Genomic DNA, 19,073 nt, shown 5'->3' on the forward strand with positions numbered 1-19,073 from the left:
GCGCGGTGTGCATCAGTGCTGCGTCTGCGCGGATGATGATGGACGGCTGATGCTCATTGAGGGTTTCTGCCTGGATCAGGTCACGGTGAGTCGCGGCACGGCGACGCTGTTGTCGCAGGTCAGCATGAGTATCCCGGCCGGCCGCTGCACCGCTGTGATGGGTGCCAGCGGGGCCGGGAAATCGACACTGCTGCGACTGCTGAACCGGCTTGCTGAACCCACGACCGGGCGGATCACGTTAGACGGTGTGCCCATCGCCGAACTAGACGTCTCGGCCTTGCGGCGGCGTGTAGGCCTGGTGGCACAGGCTCCGGTCTTGCTGACTGACCGAGTACTGGACGAGGTCCGCGTCGGCCGATGCGACTTGCGCGAAGCGGGAGCGGTCGAGTTGCTCGAGCGCGTGGGGCTGCCGCCGGAATTCACGATGCGCGCGACCGCGGAGCTGTCGGGTGGGGAGGTGCAACGGCTGTGCCTGGCGCGGGCGTTGGCTGTTGAACCCACTACGCTGCTTCTCGACGAGCCGACGTCGGCGCTCGACGAGGCCTCGGCCGGGGTGATCGGCGCGTTGGTGAGCGACTACGTGAGCGAAGGCGGAACCGTGGTCTTGGTCAGCCATGACCGCGGCTTGGTCGAAAATATCGCCGCGCAGGTCTTATTCCTCGAACGTGGTCGCCTTGTCACGGGCTCGCGACACGACGGCTTTGATCTCGGTACGAGTTCGCGATGAGTATCGCAAGCGTCGACGACGACTTTCAGGGGTGGCGGTCAAAGGACGTCACGTCCCGTGTGCAGGCTGACACGGTGTGAAAAGTTGGAAATGATCCGTAAAACAAGTTGAAGGGAGTTTTCGCGATGGTGTGGCATGGGGTATTGGCAAAGGCGGCACCCACGGTGGTCACTGGTGTGGTCGGGGCGGTTGCGTATGACGGGCTACGCAAGGTGGCGAAGAAGCCACTGCGAGCAGCAACCGTTTCCGTGACGGCGTGGGGTCTTCGCGTCGCACGTGAGGCGGAGGAAGGCGCCGAGCGAGCGCGCTTGGCGGTCGCCGACGTGGTCGCCGAGGCTGCGGAGCGCGTGGGGAAGGAGACTTCGCCGCCGGCGGCCCAGTCCGCAGATGAACTCGCGGAGACTGATGATGCCGTGCGCTGATGCCGGCGTTCGACCGACTGTCGTCTCGGCTGCGGCGGGACGAATGCGGTTGCATGCCAGCGGTTTTCATCACGATACGGCGCGGGCAGCCGCGATCGAGGAGATGGTCGGCAAGGTAACCGGTGTGCGCGCAGTGCGGGCATATCCGCGTACCGCATCTGTCGTGGTTTGGTACGCACCCGGCATGTGCGACGCCGCTGCCGTCCTGTCAGCGATTTCCCGTGCGGAGCCCGTCGTTGCCGCGCCGACGGGCCAGCACACTGACCGCTCCGCTCTTGCTCGCGGCCGCCGCAGTGTGCCGAGCAACATTGTCGACCGCCTCGCCCGAGTGTTATTGAGCCCGCGCGGCGAGGTGGTGTCAAGCGATCCGCCGGAGATCCAACGGCTGCGTGCGGCCTTGGACCGTATCGGCTATCACATCGAGCCTGCCGACAGCGGTCAGCAGACGCCGGAGAAGGTCATCAAGCGCGGTGGAGTTGGTGCGGGCGCACGGTGGATATGGCTGGCCTTGCCACTTGGGGTGGTAACGCTCAGCTTGACCGGCGTCGCCGTTCACCGGGCACTCCGGTGGTCGGCTAGTATCGGCCTTCCGACAGCACAATCTCGACGGCTACGGATCGGGCGCGCGCCATCACCCTTGGCCGCGATCGCTACATCGGCGCTGGCCGTACCGAGTTGGTCTGGGGTGGGCGTATCGCTGCTGCTGGTCACCGTGGCAGGTGCGGTCGCCTATCGGCAGCGGCTGGATCTGACTAGGGAGGTCGCGGTCGCCGCTGCCCGCGCCGCCGTGCAGTTGGTCACGGCCGGCGCTCTTCTTCGCATTTTGTTCCGGCGGACGAGTGTGCTCGGCGCCGCCGGGTGGGTGACCATGATGACAATCATTGCCGGGCAGGTCGCAGGTCGGCGTGGTGCGGGGATACCACAGGCCAAGGTCATTGCCACGGGCGGAATTGCCACCAGCACCGGTGTCACACTCGCTGCCTTGCTGGCCGGACGGGTGATCGCCGCCGAGACCCGCGTGATTGTGCCGGTCGGCGGCATGATCGTCTCGACTGCCATGCTGGCCGCCGGAGGTGCGTTGCGCCGGCTCAACGATGAAGTTCGCCAGTCGCAGCCAGCCATCGAAGCGCGATTATCCCTTGGCCAACCCGGACGAGAAGCGATATCGCCTTACCGGCGATCCGCGCTGCGTACCGCGTTGATTCCGGCGATCGATTCCACCAAGGTTGTGGGGTTGATCAGCCTGCCCGGTGCCATGACTGGGTTGATCCTGGCCGGGATCAGCCCGCTTACCGCGATCCGTTACCAGATCGTGGTGATGTATATGCAGCTCGCCGCCTCCGCGCTGTCCGCGCTCGTCACGGTCCGGCTTGCAGAGGAGTCGCTTTTCGATGACGCGCAGCGGCTGAATGAGGTGAATGTGTCTAATGATCCGAGCTGACCTTCGCCGGCGAATCGTCGCTGACATCGCCAACATTGCACCTGGATACTGACAACTGTGATTGACTTCGCCACGCCTTTCTCGCGGCTAGGGCATATCGGGGTGTCGACACGATACGTACGGGGTGCGGCCGATCCGGCCGTTGCCACCGCGACCCACTGCATCTCACTCGTAGGTCAGGCATGGCACAGCAAAACATATTCGGAATACTCCCAGAAGCCTTTGGGGCTGCCACTTTCAGGTCGCCAGTCCGGGAATACTGTTGAGCCACTCCGTTTTTGGCGGTGTGCAGCGCGGAGCGATGTGGGCGAAGGACGGTGCGGTCCGCATATGAAGGTAATTGTGTGAGGGTCCTGCTCGTCGAGGACGAGGCGTGTTTGTCCACGACGCTGACCCGCGGATTGCAGGCCGAGGGCTTCGTTGTAGTGGCCGTCGATACTGGCATCGATGGCCTCCACGAGGCGACCGGGAGCTCCTTCGATGTGGTTGTCCTTGACATCATGCTTCCCGGCTTGAGCGGATATGAGGTGTTGCGTCGAATGCGAGCTCAGCGGGTGTGGACACCGGTGTTGATGCTGACCGCGAAGGACGGCGAGTACGACCAGACGGACGCGTTTGATCTTGGTGCAGACGATTATTTGATGAAACCGTTCTCGTTCAGGGTACTGGTAGCACGGTTGCGCGCGTTGGTGCGCCGTGGTGCGCCGGAACGCCCTACCGTGCTGAGAGCCGGTTCTCTGTCGTTGGATCCTGCACGCCGCACGGTACAGCGCGGGTCGACCGAGATCACCTTGACCCCACGCGAATTCGGGTTGCTGGAGTTCTTGATGCGCAATCAGGACCAGGCTGTGACAAAAACCCAGATATTGAGCAATGTTTGGGACGCGCACTATCACGGCCCCGATAATGTGGTGGAAGTTTACGTCGGATACCTACGGCGCAAGATCGATATCCCGTTCAACACCAGCACTATCGAGACGGTTCGAGGTGTCGGTTACCGATTGACATGCTGAGGCAGAGTCACGGTCATGGTGGTTCCACCGCCGGGACGGTCGTCGACGGTGATCGTGCCGCCATGTGCAGCGACGACCTCGGCGACGATGGCAAGGCCCAAGCCGGCGCCTCCGCCGCTGCGGGCGCGGTCTGAGTCCAGGCGCACGAAGCGCTCGAAGACCCGGCTACGGTCAGCATGTGGGATGCCCGATCCGTCGTCGCTGACAGACAGCACGGCTGTGCCGTGGCTGTTGCTCACCTCAATGTCGATACGAGAGTCGGCGTGCAGCAAGGCATTGTCTACCAGGTTGCGCACGACCCGTGATACGGCCACGCGGTCACCGGTCAGACGCGCAGGGCCGATATCGGTTCCGACCGTGCAGGTGCCTGCTCGTCGCGCACGGGCGGCCTCGATACCGGCGAGGTCGTCGAGGGCCATCTCTTCTTCTCGCAACATCAGACGTCGTTCATCAGCGCGCGCCAACAACAGCAGGTCTTCGACCAGACTGTGCATGCGTTGCGCTTCGGGAAGAAGTGTGCGAGCAGCTAGTTCGGTATCAAAGACTCCCGGGTGGATCTCGGCAAGCTCTAGCCCAGAAATAATCGTGGCCAGCGGACTTCGCAGTTCGTGCGAGGCATCGGCGACAAATCTTCGTTGCGCCTGCTGTCCGGCTTCAATGCGCGCCAGCATTTCGTTCATGGTGATGGCCAGTGCCGCTATCTCGTCGCGGTTGTGAGATACCGGCACCCGTTGGGCAAGATCAGAGGTCGTAATAGCGGCGACTCTGCAACGAATTGCGTCGACTGAGCGCAGCGAGCGTCGCACCAGCTGATAGGCGGCAGTCGCAGCCACCGCGATAATGATGGGCGCTCCACAAGCCAGTAGCAGCGCGACGGTCCGTGCAGTGGCTTCGACTGCCTCACTGCCTCCGCCGGCTAGCACCGTGTATTGCCCAGATGCCGTGTTGACCCGCTGTCCGCTCAGTCTCATGTCGTCGCTGGGCAGCGCGTCGTCGGGGATGCCGCGCCGCAGTTTGGCGCTGAAATCAGAAACGGGGAGCAGCGGCGTGTCCGGGGCAGAGCCCGACCGCCGTACTACCGTGCCGGAAGGATCAATCACTTGAATGGCGACCACATGTTGGTCGGTCTTCAGTAACGCGTTATCCATGTCGTCCAGCGATTTGGATTGCAGGGCCGCGGCGATAGTTTGAACCCTGGCGGCGGTAGCGTCGTCGATCCCGTCGAGCAACGACCGGTAAAGAATGAGATCCAGCCCGGTCCCGGCAAGGGCGAGGGCAAACAACACCAACACTGCCGATACGACGGCTGAACGTGTAGAGATTCCCCAGTTGCGGGGCTTGGCAGAACCCCACAGCCTTGATCGCGCCTTTACCCAGACTTCGTGCACATGCGCATTCTGCTCCGCGACGGCTAAGAGCCGGCTGAGGACCAGGAGCCAATCAATCAGGCCCGTAAGCCAGATAGCGCATCCCGAAATGCTTCTCAGCGGCCTCTCAGCGATCCCTAGCTAGCGTCGACGCTGCCACACCCAAGACGGCGTCCAGCTCGGCTTGGCGGCGCAGGTCAGCAACGTGCCCGGCCAGTCTGTGCATCGATATGCGGCGTTAACCCGTTGTGAGGGAGGGAAATAGTGAGTCATTCATCTGGTTGTTCATTGTTTGAGCCGGCGGTTCTTGCAGTCGGCGAGACGCACGCCGGCGACAGCGTCGCCGGCCTCCTAACCAGGCCCCGCATGCGCGGCTGGATCCACCTCTACTGCGCCGTGGCGGCAGTTCTTGCGGGTACAGCACTGGTAGTGATGTCTTGGGCGCGCGTTTCCAAGCTCGCCGGACACGCCACGCTGGCGTACGCGCTTGCCATCGTTGCGATGTTTGCGGTCAGCGCCACATATCACCGCGTCTACTGGAACTCGGCGATAACCCGGAATTGGATGCGCCGCCTGGACCACTCGATGATCTTTGTATTGATCGCTGGTACTTACACGCCGTTGGCGCGGCTGGCGATGCCGCGCTCGACAGGGCATGTCGTGCTCGCCGTCGTATGGGGCGGGGCGCTGGCAGGTATTGCGTTGTCCCTATTGTGGCCATCGGCGCCCCGGTGGGTGGGCGTGACGCTGTATCTACTCCTCGGCTGGGTGGCGGTGTGGTACACCAAGTTGATCGTGCACAATGCAGGGCTGACCGTAATGGTCCTGCTGGGCGTCGGCGGTGTGCTTTACAGCATCGGCGCAGTCTTCTACGCCTTGCGCTGGCCTGACCCATGGCCAGCCACTTTCGGCTATCACGAAATTTTTCACGCGTGCACCGCGCTGGCCGCCATTTCCCAATACGTCGCAATCTGGCTCGCCGTCTTCTAACTCTAACCCGCATCGGCAGCGCAGGTAAGGCACCGCCGAACACGCCGCGCCAGACTCGACGCGCGCTGCCTCTCACTGGCTCCTCAACGACCTGCGCCTAGTTTCACTGCTTGGTCACGATGGCTCACTCGGCGCGTCGCGATATACGGCCGGGCTCCCACGGCCACGGTGCGCGCAAAGGAGCGTGATCGGAGCAGTCACCAAAATTCCACCGAAGGACACCATTGCCGAACCAGGAACACGATCTCGCCGCCGATGTCAGCACACGACGACGTTGGTTGACGCTGGCAATCTCGGTGGCGGCCACTTCGTGCGCATTTCTATTCATCAATTGTGGGGTGTTCCTCATTCCGGCGTTGCAAACCGAGCGCCATACCTCACTTGCTCAGGCGGGCTTGTTGTCTGCGATGCCAAGTTTCGGCATGGTCTGTACGCTGATCGGCTGGGGTTATCTGGTGGACCGCCGCGGTGAGCGTTGGGTCCTCACGACCGGCCTAGGTGTGACCGCCGCGGCCGCATTCGCCGCAGCACCGCAGCGCTCCCTCTTGGCGATCGGTGCACTGATGTTCCTCGGCGGAATGGCTGCCGCCAGCGCCAACACGGCTGGCGGGCGGCTGGTATCCGGTTCCTTTCCATCCCACCAGCGCGGCCTGGCGATGGGAATTCGTCAGACTGCGCAACCGCTGGGCGTTGCGATCGGCGCGGTAGCGCTACCTGAATTGATTGAGATCGAGAACGGCTTCTTCGCCGCGCTGCTCTACCCAGCGATCGCGTGCGCGGTCTCTGCCGTGGCCTGCTACGTCTGCTTAACTGATCCTCAGCGGCCCCCTCGTGCAGTCGCCTCCCAGGAGCAGTTGACCAACCCATATCGGCGCTCAAGAACCCTTCAGCGTATTCACCTGGTGTCGGCGCTGTTGATGGTGCCCCAACAGGTCACGATTACGTTCATGCTCGTCTGGCTGATTACGGAGCATCACTGGTCGATACCAGCGGCCAGCGCGCTCGTGACCATCGCGCAATTGATTGGCGCGTTGGGCCGCATCGCCGCCGGCCGGTGGTCTGACCGCGTAGGTTCTCGGATGCGTCCGAAGCGGTCGATTGCCGTTGCTTGCTTCTTGGCATCGGCGCTGCTGGCGTTGAACGACTATCTCGATTCGCCTGTCACAGCTGTCACGATGGTGATCGCAGCTGTGACCGCGGTGGGTTATAACGGTCTAGCCGCTACCGCGATAACGGAATTTGGCGGGCCGTTCTGGAGCGGACGAGCCCTCGGAGTGCAAAACACGTGCCAGAGATTGACTGCCGCCGTCACTCCGCCCGCTTTTGGCGCACTCGTCACCGCGGCAGGTTACCCGCTGGCCTTCGCCGTATGCGCAATATTCGCTCTGGCAGCGGTACCGCTCGTGCCGGTCGATAGCGAACGCATCAAGTACCGCGACCTCGGCACGGGCTCGTTCTGACTCGGTCGGCGTTGGGGCACATTCGCAGATCACGTTGCCGCCCATACATTTTCATCCCGTGTGTCATCGAATTGGATCAGGATCCGGCTAGAGTTCACGCCAGTCCGTCGCATCCGGCAGGATCTCGATCGCACAACCACGAACGCTTCGTGTGATGCGAAGGCCGCACCTGTGGGCGTCTAACTGCTTGCCCGGACCGCAACGCGCGTATTACGACCCGGAGTGATTTTGCTGTGATGAGTTCGCCGGTGTCAATCCGGTCGGCGCCGTCGCTGGAACTGTCGATCCAGGCTCTCGGTGCTGGGTGCGGGAGCGATTGCGGATTGGCCACGCCAGGACTACGACCATCACTCCAGCGTAGAGAAGCCATGCCGCCACTTCGATGAGCCGAGGATCAGTAGGAATGCCGAAAAGACCAGTGATTAAAGCGCCCTGCACCGAGTCCTCCGGGATCCAGAACGACAATTCGGCGACCTGATGCTGACCGATGTTCAACCAACCCGCCTCGTGGGCGGTCCGCAACACATTCAGTCCCAGCCCGGCCGCGATCAGCACCAAGAATATGCCGGTGATTCGGAAGAAGCGATCCAAGTTCACTTTCAACCCGCCGTAGTAGATACCGACGCCTACCGCGATCGACACCGCGATTCCGCTCAGGCCTCCGATTACGGCGAACCAATGGCTGCTATGCGACGTGTCTGCGGCGGCGAGCAAGAACACCGACAATTCGAAGCCCTCTTTGAGCACAGCGAGGAAAGACATGATCACCAGCCCGAGCGATCCACCCCGGCTGAGTGCCTCTTCGGCTTCATGCTCCAATTCACCCTGGAGTCTGCCAGCGTTGCGAACCATCCAAATGATCATGGTGGTCACGAATACGATGGCCACGACACCGATGACGGTTTCCATCATCTCCTGCTGTGCCTGCGGCAAACTCTTTGACAGTAGGGTCAGACCAGCCCCGCCAGCGATGCAAATCAATATGGCGACGGCCACGGCGGCAAACATCGAACGAGTAGGCTGGCCGTTGCGCTTCATAAAAGCCGCGGCAATACTGACTATGAGTGTCACCTCTAGGCCTTCGCGTAGCCCAATCAGAAAAACTCCGATGAAAGCACCGTATCCGCCCTGCATGTTGCGCCTGTCCTTTCCCCCAATCGGAAATTTCAGCCACCGGTCCAGCGATGACTTGTTAGGACCAGAAGCCTATGGGGCAAGCGCTGAGAAAGCGCTGAGAAGGCCGCCGAATTGACTGGTCGACTTACCGTTAGACGGGCCGAGTGGGTCCCGTGCTGTCTCCGTCTCGAAGGCCGGTGCCGTGTCCACGAAGCTACTGGAAATCCGTCAATCGTGCGCTGTGCCTATAGTGCTTACTATCGACCGTGAGAGAAGGTGACGAAATCTAGCGGGGTATCGGGTCTTCCCCGGTCCTAGTGAACACTTCATCATCATAGTGGCCCCCGGTGCACGCGCTACCCGAAACGTTCGACAAGCCGCCCCAGTGAGTTGCACGATAGGGCCAGGCACTGGATTGGGCAGGGGAAATACTGTGGTCAGTTTGGTGTGACTGATACCGCAGGCAGGGCACGAGATGTCCTCCTCGGTGTTTCTGGTCCACGCTCCGTCTTCAAAAATGAACAATTCGTGCCGCCCACTACCGTCAGTCTGCAAAAAGGCTCAGGCATCGGTCCCCATCGCGTAGGCAAATCGTGTCAACGCTGCAATCTGCTTCCTCGGGTGGCTTGGTGGACTCGCCAGTGACCGTGGTTTTCGAGTGATAGAGGCCGTGTAAATACAGAGCTTTGGATAGCTTGTCGGCCGAGAGGTCAGCCGGGTTGGGCACGCTGGCAATGTCGGCATCGTCAATTCGAGTGAACGTCGCTGTTCGTTTGATGTAGCAACCAATGGAGTCTTCTATCCATTCGCCAGACAGTGTGCCGTTCGGCTGTTCTCGCAGATAAATCCAATGCCATTCTCGCTCTGCTTTGCCGTTGCACGATTCGGGCGCGTCGACGATGGTCGTCCATACCAGCGATTACCGATAAGGTCGAAGACAAGACCCGGCTCGTCGAAAGCATCTCCCGAAGTTCTCGCCGTGCCTTGAACGTTCGTGAGGAAGCCCTCACACGCTGGGCAGCGCATACCGAACAACTGGCTGGGACATCCGCGACCAACGCGGGCGGCGAAGCCGTCAGCCAGGCGGGGAGCAAGAGTAAGACCGACCCCCACGCGGGTCCGGCCCTTAGGCCGGCGGCATCTGCGATGAACCGCGAACCACCCAGCGCCGCCTAACGGCCAAGGGAATCCACCGCTTTAGAGCGGTGGAGGATGTCAAGATCTCGGCCGCGCTCGCCCTGCCGCTCAGGCGTCCGCGCAGAGGAATGCGACCGTCCCTACACCGAAAATGCAAAGTACTTCGGGACAGACCACGGCGAGATGTCCCGAAAGACCTTGCAAAACTCGTGAACCACGATGGCCCGACTGCAACGTGCAACGAGATCGGACACGGGAGGGGCAAATCGGACCAGGAAGCTGTTGTGTCCATGGTGGGAGGCGACGAGGGGCGAAAAGCAAGCTGGGCTGCAATGAAGTACAGCCACGATGGGTGCTTTGGACGGTGCACTCTTCGGCGAGCAGCTTGGTTGGTTCCCGCCGGGCCGTTGTGTCCGTTGACGACTCACGATCAGCGAATGCGTACGGAGTTTGGCTTACCATCGGGCGCGTGGAGAAGACGACGAGCCGGAAACTGGCGCGTGCGCGGCTACTGGAGCGGCAGCAGGCTGCTGCTGCGGAGCGTGAAACGCGTGAAAGGGCCAACATTGGCAATTTGACGGAGTTCACAGTGCGGGCTGCGCAGGCCGATGAAGTCGACGAATGGTTGCAGGTGCGTATTGAGAAGCTACGGGCTGAGGCGGAGGGTCGGCGTCATCGTCATCGCGTTGCGGCGGGGAAGGCCTTGCACGCGATGCGCTTACGCGGTGAGAGTATTTCGGCCATCGCTGCTCAGGCCGGTTTACCGGTGAGTCGGGTGCGCGAGTACTTGCGTGCCGCGCTCGAGACGAGTGCAGCCGGGCAACCGCCGGCGAACGTTGTTCCAGCGCAGGTTCTTCCGCTGCCCAGCCAGCGTGTTGTTTCTGAGGTCGGGTGTGCAACTGGTGACGAGATTGGGTGCGCCCAATGAGCAGCGCGATGACCGAGGTTGGGCGACAGGAGATTGGCTGGCCTCCACGCGCTAAGCGGTGGTCGCAACCGCTACCGTTGCGGGTGGAACCTGAGGAGCATCGTAGCGAGCTTGAGCGGTTCTGGTCTCGAGTCGTGCGGGGTCCTTTGGAGACCGATTGTTGGGTGTGGGTCGGGGGACTGAGCGATGACGGCTACGGGGTGTTTCGCATCAGGCGGTACGGCGTGCGACACGTAGTCCGGACATCTCGGTATGCGTTGGCATTGTCGTTGGCGGGAGATGAGCTTCCGCCAGAGGTGCTGGCTCTGCATGAGTGCGACAACACGGTGTGCGTGCGTACGCTGGACGCTGCTGAGTTACGTCGGGGCCTGCCGGCGCATGTGGTTGGCGGCGATCAGCAGTTGAACATGATGCGCATGGCCCGGATGCGCCGCGGCGGCGGCCGACGTGCGATCATCGCCCGTGGCGCCGGAGTGGCGGCCAGGGCCGAACGCGCGCGAGCTATCCGAGAAGCCGTCAAGGATGGGTGGGATCAGGAGAGGTTGACAGCGGCACTGCTGGGCGACGCCCAGCAGCCGCTATGGTGACCGGCGTTGGCCCGCACCCGACCGCAATGCGGGCCGTGCGGCACCTCCTGGGGCGCCGCTGCTGTGCACTTGGGGCGCATCACGCGGACACCGGGTGTACTGACGGGACGACTGCGTCGGCTAGCGCCTTGATGCGGTCGGGGCGGAATCCGGACCAGTGGCGGTTGCCGGCGACGACGACCGGCACCTGGCTGTACCCAAGTGCCATGACGGACTCGCGTGCGGCGGGATCGGCGGTCGCGTCGATGACGTGGTGAATAATGCCGTTCTTCGTCAAAGCGCGCTTGGTTGCATCACACTGCGGACAGTTTGGTTTGGTATAGAGAATTACAGACACGAAGCGCTCCCTCAAATTGGCGAAGGTCTTAATTATTTAATATTGATAATAGCGCACTTAGCAACTGAGCGCAGCATTGTTACCCCGCAATTCCGTGGAAAGGAGCAACAATTATTTCGTAAGACCTAGCGCGGGTGATAGCCGCAATTATTCATAGAGTGTTTGGCCGTGAAGAGCTGGCGGGAGAAGCTTTGGCGGCCTCAATTGTGTCATTCTTTTTAATGGTCAAGTTGCGCACCCCGTCGCCATCACTTCGGGACATCTCACCGCCCCCTTATGTGCCTGCAAGAAGGCGGACGATGAAGCCGCCGAGCCATTGGGCGACGTTGGCACTGACGGCATTGCCGAAACCCATCGTTTGCTCGGACTTGTTGCCCACGACGGCGTAATCGTCGCTGAATCGCTGAGCCCGGCCATGCTCGCGTGGATTTATCTAGAGGTGTTGGACAGCTGTTCGTGACGTAAGGAATAGAGCGCGTGTCGATTCTGAGCATTCGTGGTGTACACCGCTAGCGTTGTGTTCGCTACGAAACAGCTCACTGCGAACAGGAGTGTGGTGGACGTACAGGCGGTGCGTAGTCCTGTTGATGGTGGCTTGTCGTACACGGTGCTTGGCGCGGATGGGCGAATGGTGTCGGAGATCGAAAGGTACTTGACACATCTGACGACTCTGGGCAAATCTCCTAACACGATCCGCGGGTACGCGCGGGACATCGCGGATCTCTTCGAGTGGGTTGCGGAATACGGCCGTGATTGGCGCAGCCTGGAAGTCGAAGACATTGGTACATGGGTGAAGTGGTTGCGCACGCCAGAACACGCCCGCAGCGGGGCAGTCCTCGTGCTTCCGCAGGTTCAGCCCGCAGTGGCCATGCGTACCGTGGCTCGGAAGCTGACGGCCGTGAATGCGTTTTACGTGTTTCATGCGCGTCATGACGAGGCTGTGCGAATGTCGTTAACTCGCTGGTATCCGGGCGGTCGTAGGTCATACCTCCCGTTCCTCGCGCACGTTCAGAAAGGGAGTCGCCGCAACGAAATTCGTCTGCGTTGCGAACCTCAACGTCCGCCGCAGATCGTCACACGCGACGAAGTGAGCCAGCTGCTGGAAGCGTGCTCGATGGTGCGAGACCGATTCCTGCTGAGCTTGCTGTTTGAGACGGGCGCACGAATCGGTGAGGCTCTGGGCATGCGCCACGAAGATCTGAGTATTGCGAACGAGTCAATACGAATCGAGCCGCGGCACAACGACAATAATGCGCGCGTGAAGAACTGGAAACCTCGTTCTGTCCCGGTTAATCGTGAGTTGTTCACGTTGTATGCCGACTACATGGACATCGAGTACGGCACGATCGACTCGGATTACCTGTTCGTGAATATTTTCAGAGGACAGCGCGGCCATCCATTGACATACTGGACGGTGCGGGAGTTGGTCAAACGGTTGCGCCGTGAGACCGGTCTTGAAGGATTCAGTCCGCACCACCTCCGCCACACCTTCGCTACGGATCTGATTCGGCGGGGCACCGATTGGCATGTGCTGCAACTTCTTCTCGGTCACTCCAGCGCACAGACAACGATGTCGGTCTACGGACACCTCACAATGGAGGATGCTCGGCGCGCGCTGGTTGAAGCGGGATGGCTCAAGAACTGATGGAGGGTCACAAGAAGGACGAACGCTCCGTTGAACGATCGCCGGCAGCGCACGGGCTGCTGGCAGCTCTGTTTGCCGCAGTACGGCCGGAGTGGCGGCGGGAGGTGATAGTCGCGCCCGACGTCAATCGTTTGTTTGTGAATGGAGACTGTCGTGTAGTTGACTGTGGCGCAGTGGCTTACACGAGAAGAGGGTTGTGTCGAGCTCACAACTTACGTTGGGTCAATGCGGGCCGTCCAACGATTGAGGAATGGGTTGCCACGCAGGAGGGCCCGACTCTTGGGCGCCGTGCTCTTTCCCGGTGCCAAGTCACCCTTTGCGAGTTTGGACGGGCACAAGGGGGACTGTGCAATCGCCACCATCACCTGTGGCGGCGGGCCGGGAAGCCGCCGCGCGATGCGTGGGCAGCGAAGGTTGCCCACGATCCAGCTGTTTTCGCTGATTTTCCGCGGTGCATTGTCGAAGGATGCGATCTATTAACCACAACAAATAATCAACTGTGCAACTCGCATTACGCCCGATTGGTTAGGCAAATCAAGGCTGGTCAGGATCCTAGCGTCGAGGCGTACTGAATCGCCCTGGTTCTGCCGGAGACTCGGGCTATTGGATTCCGATTAGTGGTTGGTCGGTCCGTTGTGCATCGTAGAACGCGGCTTCGAACTCGGTGGGCGGTACGTCGTTCAGGTAGCCGTGGAGGCGGCTGTTGTTGTGCCAGTGGACCCAGCCCAGGGTGGCCAGCTCGACGTCCTCGACGGTCCTCCACGGCCCGCTGCAGGCGGGGCCGTAGATCAACTCGGCCTTGTAGTAACCGTTCACCGTCTCCGCCAAAGCGTTATCGAAGCTGTCCCCGACCGACCCGATCGAGGGGACCGCGCCGATCTCGGCGAGCCGCTCACCGTATCGGATAGACGTAAACTGCGATCCAGCATCGGAGTGACATGTCAAGCCCACCAAGCGATTTCCGCGTGACCAACGTGCCATCTCCAACGCATCGAGCACCATCGTGGTGCGCATGTTTGAGGCGACTCGCCAGCCGACGATCATCCTGCTGAAGGTGTCAATGATGAAACAGACGTAGGCCACCCCGGCCCAGGTCGGCACGAACGTCAGATCGGTCACCCAGAGCTGGTTCGGCGCGATCGCCGTGAACTTGCGCCCGACCAGATCGGGGTGTCGCGCCGCAGCCGGATCCGGCGTGGTGGTGCGCACTCGTTTGCCACGCCGCGCCCCCGCGATGCCGGCGGCCCGCATCAGCCGCGCGACCTGATCCCGCCCGACGTCGTGGCCTGCCCGACGTGCCGTTTTCCACAGCTTGTGGGCCCCGTATACCCGGTAGTTGTCCTCCCAGAGCTTTACCAGGACAGGCCCAAGCTCTGCGTCGCGTTGGGCGCGCGCCGAGGGAGCGCGAGTCTTGGTGTCGTAGTAGGTGCTCGGGGCCATCGACACCCCTGCTGAGCGCAGGACGGTGCAGATGGGCTCGACCCCGAACTCCTCGCGGTGGGCGTCGATGAAGTCGACTATTTCTTGTGTTGGCGGTCGAGCTCCGCCCCGAAAAAACTGGCCGCGCGTTTCAGTATTTCGTTGGCACGCTTAAGTTCTCGTATCTCCTGCTCGAGTTCTTTGACCCGCTGCGACTCAGCTGTGGACATTCCGGGCGCATGCCCATCATCGATGTCGGCCTGGCGCACCCAGGCACGCACCGACTCCACGCCATAGCCCAGCTGGCGAGCCACCCGTGACACCGTGCCCTGCTCGGTGCCCAACTCGGCCCGCAGTGTCCGCACCATCCGCACCGCCGCTGACTTTTCCTCCGGGCTGTAGCGACGCGCCGTGGGCTTCCCAGACGCCTGTTCCTTCGGCATACCTGCATCCTCGTTTCCAAGGTCAGGAGCCTCCGGGATTTCCAGGGCGATTCATCGACGCCCACCGCGAGGAGTTCGGGGTCGAGCCCATCTGCACCGTCCTGCGCTCAGCAGGGGTGTCGATGGCCCCGAGCACCTACTACGACACCAAGACTCGCGCTCCCTCGGCGCGCGCCCAACGCGACGCAGAGCTTGGGCCTGTCCTGGTAAAGCTCTGGGAGGACAACTACCGGGTATACGGGGCCCACAAGCTGTGGAAAACGGCACGTCGGGCAGGCCACGACGTCGGGCGGGATCAGGTCGCGCGGCTGATGCGGGCCGCCGGCATCGCGGGGGCGCGGCGTGGCAAACGAGTGCGCACCACCACGCCGGATCCGGCTGCGGCGCGACACCCCGATCTGGTCGGGCGCAAGTTCACGGCGATCGCGCCGAACCAGCTCTGGGTGACCGATCTGACGTTCGTGCCAACCTGGGCCGGGGTGGCCTACGTCTGTTTCATCATTGACACCTTCAGCAGGATGATCGTCGGCTGGCGAGTCGCCTCAAACATGCGCACCACGATGGTGCTCGATGCGTTGGAGATGGCACGTTGGTCACGCGGAAATCGCTTGGTGGGCTTGACATGTCACTCCGATGCTGGATCGCAGTTTACGTCTATCCGATACGGTGAGCGGCTCGCCGAGATCGGCGCGGTCCCCTCGATCGGGTCGGTCGGGGACAGCTTCGATAACGCTTTGGCGGAGACGGTGAACGGTTACTACAAGGCCGAGTTGATCTACGGCCCCGCCTGCAGCGGGCCGTGGAGGACCGTCGAGGACGTCGAGCTGGCCACCCTGGGCTGGGTCCACTGGCACAACAACAGCCGCCTCCACGGCTACCTGAACGACGTACCGCCCACCGAGTTCGAAGCCGCGTTCTACGATGCACAACGGACCGACCAACCACTAATCGGAATCCAATAGCCCGAGTCTCCGGCAGAACCAGGGCGATTCAGTCCGCTCGGGTGCACCGCAGGTGCCAGCTGTATCTACGATTCACCTTGTACTGCAACGTAACTCATTGATCACTCCCCGGGCGCAGCCGTGTCCGGCTTTGCGAACCGCTTCGCCCAAATGTCGGGCTTCTCCAACTCCGGCGGCATCGATGTATCGGGCTTCCAGAACTTCGGCACACGGGAATCGGGCTGGGCAAACCTCGGCAACTCCCTGTCCGGCGTGTTCAACACCAGCAGGTACAACTTCGGCACGCAGCGTTCATCTCCGGCTTCGGTAATTACGGTGCCCAACTGTCTGGGTTGCTCAACAGCGTTCTCGGGCCCTATCAGCTATTGGCCTGGTCCTCCCGGGAGTCGACATCCGGGTGAATATCTTTGCGGCCGCGTGTTACTGGCACACAGGTTCTCAGCGGGTTCTCAGCGACGACTTCCTACCCTGGCGTTCCATGTTGAGAGAATCTGGCCTCCTTGTTCTGACACCCTCGTCTGTGGTCACTCAGCTCTGCGGTTGCTATGCGGTGATTTCTCCGCGCATCCGGTGCACGACGTAGCGTGCTGATATGCGGGTTCTGCTCGTTGAGGACGAGGCCCGGCTATCGACGATGCTGGTGAGAGGGCTGACCGCCGAAGGCTGCGTCGTTGTGGCTGTCGCCACAGGCGTCGATGGACTGCACGAGGCGGTCGAGAACACCTTCGATGTCGTGGTTCTGGACATCATGCTGCCCGGTCACAGTGGATATGAAGTGTTGCGCCGCATGCGCGCGCAGAATGTGTGGACCCCGGTACTGATGTTGACGGCTAAAGATGGCGAGTACGACCAGACCGATGCGTTCGACCTGGGGGCCGATGATTATCTGACGAAACCATTTTCGTTTCGGGTGCTGGTGGCGCGTTTGCGCGCGTTGGTGCGTCGCGGAGCGCCAGAACGACCGGTGGTGCTGGCGGCGGGATCGCTGACATTGGATCCCGCGCGACACACTGTGCACCGAGAGTCGACCGCGATATCGCTGACTCCCCGCGAGTATGGGCTGCTGGAGTTTCTGATGCGCAACAAAGACGCAGTGGTGACCAAAGCCGAGATCTTGCGCAATGTTTGGGACGCGCACTACGAGGGACCCGACAACGTGGTCGAGGTTTATGTGGGATATCTACGGCGCAAGATCGACGTTCCGTTCGGTACCAACACTATTGAGACGGTTCGTGGTGTCGGTTATCACTTGACGTGCTGAGGCAGTGACACGCGCATTGTGGTCCCACCGCCGGGTCGGTCGTCGATGGTGACATCGCCACCGTGGGCCGCCACGACTTCAGCGACGATCGCCAAACCCAATCCGGCTCCGCCCCCGGTGCGGGCGCGATGTGAATCGAGACGCACAAAACGTTCGAACACCCGGCGACGATCGGCCGGTGCAACGCCCGGACCGTCATCACTGACTGCGACCGTTGCGGCACCGTCTCGACTGCTGACTTCGATGACGACGCGCGAATTCGCATGACGGACAGCATTATTGACGATATTGCGGACGACTCTGGATATGCCGTCCGGGTCCGCGACCAGGCGGGCCGGTGATATTTCGGTATCGACCGCGCATCCGCCTTCCCGTCGCGCACGAGCGGCTTCGGTTTCAGCAATCTCATCCAGCGAGGTCTCGACTCTGCGCAGCACCACACTTTGCTCGTCGGCGCGCGCCAGCAGCAGCAGATCCTCGATCAGAGTGCGCATACGTTGCGCCTCTGGCAGAAGTGTGTTGAATGCCAACTCCGCATCGAGCAACTCAGGGTGAGCCTCAGCGACTTCCAGCCCCGAGATGATTGTGGCCAGCGGGCTGCGTAGTTCATGTGAAGCGTCGCCGACGAACCGCTGTTGAGCGCGGTGACCGGCCTCGAGGCGTGCCAGCATTTCGTTCATGGTGACGGCCAACGCCGCAATCTCGTCGCGACTGCTGGGAACAGGTACGCGTTCTGCCAAGCCGGACATGGAGATTTCGGCGACTCTGCTGCGGATCGCGTCCACGGATTGCAGCGATCGTCCGACGAGTCGGTAGGTTGCCGCCGCTGCGACCGCGACGATGATCGGAGCGCTGACGACCAGCAACAGCGCGACGGTCCGCGCGGTCCGTTCGACTGCCTCGCTGCCTCCTCCTACGATCACCGTGTAGTCACCCGACGGTGTCATGACCCGCTGCCCACTGACTCGCATGTCGTCGTTGGCCACCGCATCGTCGGACATGCCGCGGCGCAAAGTGTGGTCGAACTCGGTGATGGGGACCAGCGGTGTTGTGGGCGCGGCTCCCGACCGCTCGACGACCTTGCCATCGTGGTCGATCAGCTGGATCGCGACCACATGCTGGTCGGTACCAAAAAGGGCGCTATCAAGGTCATTCCAAGAGTTGGACTGCAGCGCCGCAGCGATATGACGCACTCGGCCGGCAGTGGCATCGTCGACGCCGGCCAGCAGAGTCCGGTACAGAATCAAGTCCAGTACCGCACCTGCCAGCGCGAACGCAACGAACACCACCGCAGCCGATGCGGCGGCTGAGCGAGCTGAGATGCCCAAGTGCAGGGGCGACATTGATCGCGTCACCGGGCCGTTGCGCCGAAACGGCCAGATCGCAGACATTGGCACAGTCTGATTCTGCCGGGCTGTGGATTCGCTGAGGAACAGGGCGTTCTGCTGCGCCGAGTCTTCTGAACCTGACCACTCTGGATCCCCGCCGCAACTCGACAAGGGGCTTGGAGGCGACAGCAATCACCGAACTCGCCAGGCCGTTCTAGAGTGGACGTGCACTAGGTTTTCAGAACACCACGCAGCGCATAAACTCGGATGTCCGGCACAGTGATGACTGCTTTCGTCTATCTGCCCGGCGCGGGCGCTGTGCGGGCTGTTCCCGTTACCGGCGATCCCGCTGGTGCCGGCCGACTTGGTGCCATCCGGACCGGAGACCCAAGAACGACCAGCTGATGTCCGATGACAGCGGTGGTGGCGTTGAGTTCGCTGACGAGAGGTTGATGCCCGTGCATCCAAGGCGTGAACAATGTTGCCGCAG

Annotated in this window: 16 protein-coding genes, 1 pseudogene and 1 other annotated feature; of the genes and pseudogenes, 11 read left to right on the forward strand and 6 right to left on the reverse strand. The window is 61.8% G+C overall.

Annotated features, from left to right (window positions below; translation table 11 throughout):
• Positions 1-49 precede the first annotated feature (49 nt).
• The 4 genes from QXK92_RS33060 (at position 50) to QXK92_RS33075 (ending at position 3,603) form a co-directional block, all read left to right on the forward strand.
• Complete coding sequence (locus QXK92_RS33060) at positions 50-727, forward strand: ATP-binding cassette domain-containing protein (RefSeq protein WP_065045565.1); 678 nt, start codon at positions 50-52, stop codon at positions 725-727.
• Positions 728-852: 125 nt separating this feature from the next.
• Positions 853-1,149 (forward strand): DUF1490 family protein, encoded by a 297-nt coding sequence (locus tag QXK92_RS33065; protein ID WP_047316153.1) that lies wholly within the window; start codon positions 853-855, stop codon positions 1,147-1,149.
• 184 nt (positions 1,150-1,333) lie between these two features.
• The gene (fetB, locus tag QXK92_RS33070) at positions 1,334-2,590 is read left to right on the forward strand and encodes an iron export ABC transporter permease subunit FetB (protein ID WP_082978086.1); all 1,257 of its coding nucleotides are present in this window, start codon (positions 1,334-1,336) and stop codon (positions 2,588-2,590) included.
• A 344-nt stretch (positions 2,591-2,934) separates the two neighbouring features.
• Positions 2,935-3,603 (forward strand): response regulator transcription factor, encoded by a 669-nt coding sequence (locus tag QXK92_RS33075; protein WP_065045564.1) that lies wholly within the window; start codon positions 2,935-2,937, stop codon positions 3,601-3,603.
• Here QXK92_RS33075 and QXK92_RS33080 read toward each other — a convergent pair.
• Positions 3,585-4,958 (reverse strand): HAMP domain-containing sensor histidine kinase, encoded by a 1,374-nt coding sequence (locus tag QXK92_RS33080; protein ID WP_082978085.1) that lies wholly within the window; start codon positions 4,956-4,958, stop codon positions 3,585-3,587. The two genes, QXK92_RS33075 and QXK92_RS33080, sit on opposite strands and share 19 nt — an antisense overlap.
• A gap of 276 nt (positions 4,959-5,234) precedes the next feature.
• Between QXK92_RS33080 and QXK92_RS33085 the strand changes: the two genes are divergently transcribed.
• Positions 5,235-5,960: a hemolysin III family protein gene (locus tag QXK92_RS33085; RefSeq protein WP_371934635.1), complete on the forward strand. Its 726-nt coding sequence runs from the start codon at positions 5,235-5,237 to the stop codon at positions 5,958-5,960.
• A 224-nt stretch (positions 5,961-6,184) separates the two neighbouring features.
• Complete coding sequence (locus tag QXK92_RS33090; RefSeq protein WP_047316156.1) at positions 6,185-7,420, forward strand: MFS transporter; 1,236 nt, start codon at positions 6,185-6,187, stop codon at positions 7,418-7,420.
• A gap of 210 nt (positions 7,421-7,630) precedes the next feature.
• On the opposite strand, the gene QXK92_RS33095 is transcribed toward QXK92_RS33090, so the two are convergent.
• Entirely contained in the window at positions 7,631-8,554 is a 924-nt protein-coding gene (locus tag QXK92_RS33095) for an FTR1 family protein (RefSeq protein ID WP_082978082.1), read from the reverse strand.
• Positions 8,555-10,142: 1,588 nt separating this feature from the next.
• Between QXK92_RS33095 and QXK92_RS33100 the strand changes: the two genes are divergently transcribed.
• Positions 10,143-10,601, forward strand: a complete 459-nt coding sequence (locus QXK92_RS33100) for a hypothetical protein (RefSeq protein ID WP_306248946.1) — start codon at positions 10,143-10,145, stop codon at positions 10,599-10,601.
• A gap of 224 nt (positions 10,602-10,825) precedes the next feature.
• On the forward strand, positions 10,826-11,188 hold the full coding sequence (locus QXK92_RS33105) for a hypothetical protein (RefSeq protein WP_306248948.1): 363 nt from the start codon (positions 10,826-10,828) through the stop codon (positions 11,186-11,188).
• A gap of 79 nt (positions 11,189-11,267) precedes the next feature.
• Here the strand turns inward: QXK92_RS33105 and nrdH are convergent, their stop codons facing one another.
• Positions 11,268-11,525: a glutaredoxin-like protein NrdH gene (gene nrdH, locus QXK92_RS33110; protein ID WP_306248984.1), complete on the reverse strand. Its 258-nt coding sequence runs from the start codon at positions 11,523-11,525 to the stop codon at positions 11,268-11,270.
• A 556-nt stretch (positions 11,526-12,081) separates the two neighbouring features.
• Here nrdH and QXK92_RS33115 point away from each other — a divergent pair.
• A complete protein-coding gene (locus QXK92_RS33115; RefSeq protein ID WP_306248950.1) occupies positions 12,082-13,170 on the forward strand; it encodes a tyrosine-type recombinase/integrase in 1,089 nt (362 codons plus the stop codon).
• A 600-nt stretch (positions 13,171-13,770) separates the two neighbouring features.
• Here the strand turns inward: QXK92_RS33115 and QXK92_RS33120 are convergent.
• A protein-coding gene (locus QXK92_RS33120; protein WP_306248790.1) for an IS3 family transposase occupies positions 13,771-15,032 on the reverse strand; the annotation gives its coding sequence in 2 pieces (ribosomal slippage) (positions 13,771-14,723 and positions 14,723-15,032; 1,263 coding nt in all).
• Positions 14,602-14,733 (reverse strand) — a sequence feature (AL1L pseudoknot). (Overlaps the previous gene by 132 nt.)
• Before the next feature lie 50 nt (positions 15,033-15,082).
• On the opposite strand from QXK92_RS33120, the pseudogene QXK92_RS33125 reads away from it, so the two are divergent.
• Positions 15,083-15,994: pseudogene (locus tag QXK92_RS33125) on the forward strand (IS3 family transposase); the annotation flags it as partial.
• Between the two features lie 101 nt (positions 15,995-16,095).
• Here QXK92_RS33125 and QXK92_RS33130 read toward each other — a convergent pair.
• Positions 16,096-16,278 carry a hypothetical protein gene (locus QXK92_RS33130; protein ID WP_306248951.1) on the reverse strand — a complete coding sequence of 61 codons (183 nt, stop codon included), beginning with the start codon at positions 16,276-16,278 and terminating at the stop codon, positions 16,096-16,098.
• A 308-nt stretch (positions 16,279-16,586) separates the two neighbouring features.
• Between QXK92_RS33130 and QXK92_RS33135 the strand changes: the two genes are divergently transcribed.
• Positions 16,587-17,255 (forward strand): response regulator transcription factor, encoded by a 669-nt coding sequence (locus tag QXK92_RS33135; RefSeq protein ID WP_306248953.1) that lies wholly within the window; start codon positions 16,587-16,589, stop codon positions 17,253-17,255.
• Here QXK92_RS33135 and QXK92_RS33140 read toward each other — a convergent pair.
• Positions 17,240-18,646, reverse strand: coding sequence for a HAMP domain-containing sensor histidine kinase (locus QXK92_RS33140; RefSeq protein WP_306248956.1), 1,407 nt, complete (start codon positions 18,644-18,646; stop codon positions 17,240-17,242). The two genes, QXK92_RS33135 and QXK92_RS33140, sit on opposite strands and share 16 nt — an antisense overlap.
• Positions 18,647-19,073: the final 427 nt, after the last annotated feature.

It is taken from the genome of Mycobacterium sp. TY815, from assembly GCF_030755135.1.
Taxonomy (GTDB): domain Bacteria; phylum Actinomycetota; class Actinomycetes; order Mycobacteriales; family Mycobacteriaceae; genus Mycobacterium.

Bases quoted from the DNA above. Each gene is read 5' to 3' on its own strand.
- QXK92_RS33060 (WP_065045565.1), top strand. From the start codon at position 50: ATGCTCATTGAGGGTTTCTGCCTGGATCAGGTCACGGTGAGTCGCGGC.
- QXK92_RS33065 (WP_047316153.1), top strand. From the start codon at position 853: ATGGTGTGGCATGGGGTATTGGCAAAGGCGGCACCCACGGTGGTCACT.
- fetB (WP_082978086.1), top strand. From the start codon at position 1,334: ATGTGCGACGCCGCTGCCGTCCTGTCAGCGATTTCCCGTGCGGAGCCC.
- QXK92_RS33095 (WP_082978082.1), bottom strand. From the start codon at position 8,554: ATGCAGGGCGGATACGGTGCTTTCATCGGAGTTTTTCTGATTGGGCTA.
- QXK92_RS33135 (WP_306248953.1), top strand. From the start codon at position 16,587: ATGCGGGTTCTGCTCGTTGAGGACGAGGCCCGGCTATCGACGATGCTG.
- QXK92_RS33140 (WP_306248956.1), bottom strand. From the start codon at position 18,646: ATGTCTGCGATCTGGCCGTTTCGGCGCAACGGCCCGGTGACGCGATCA.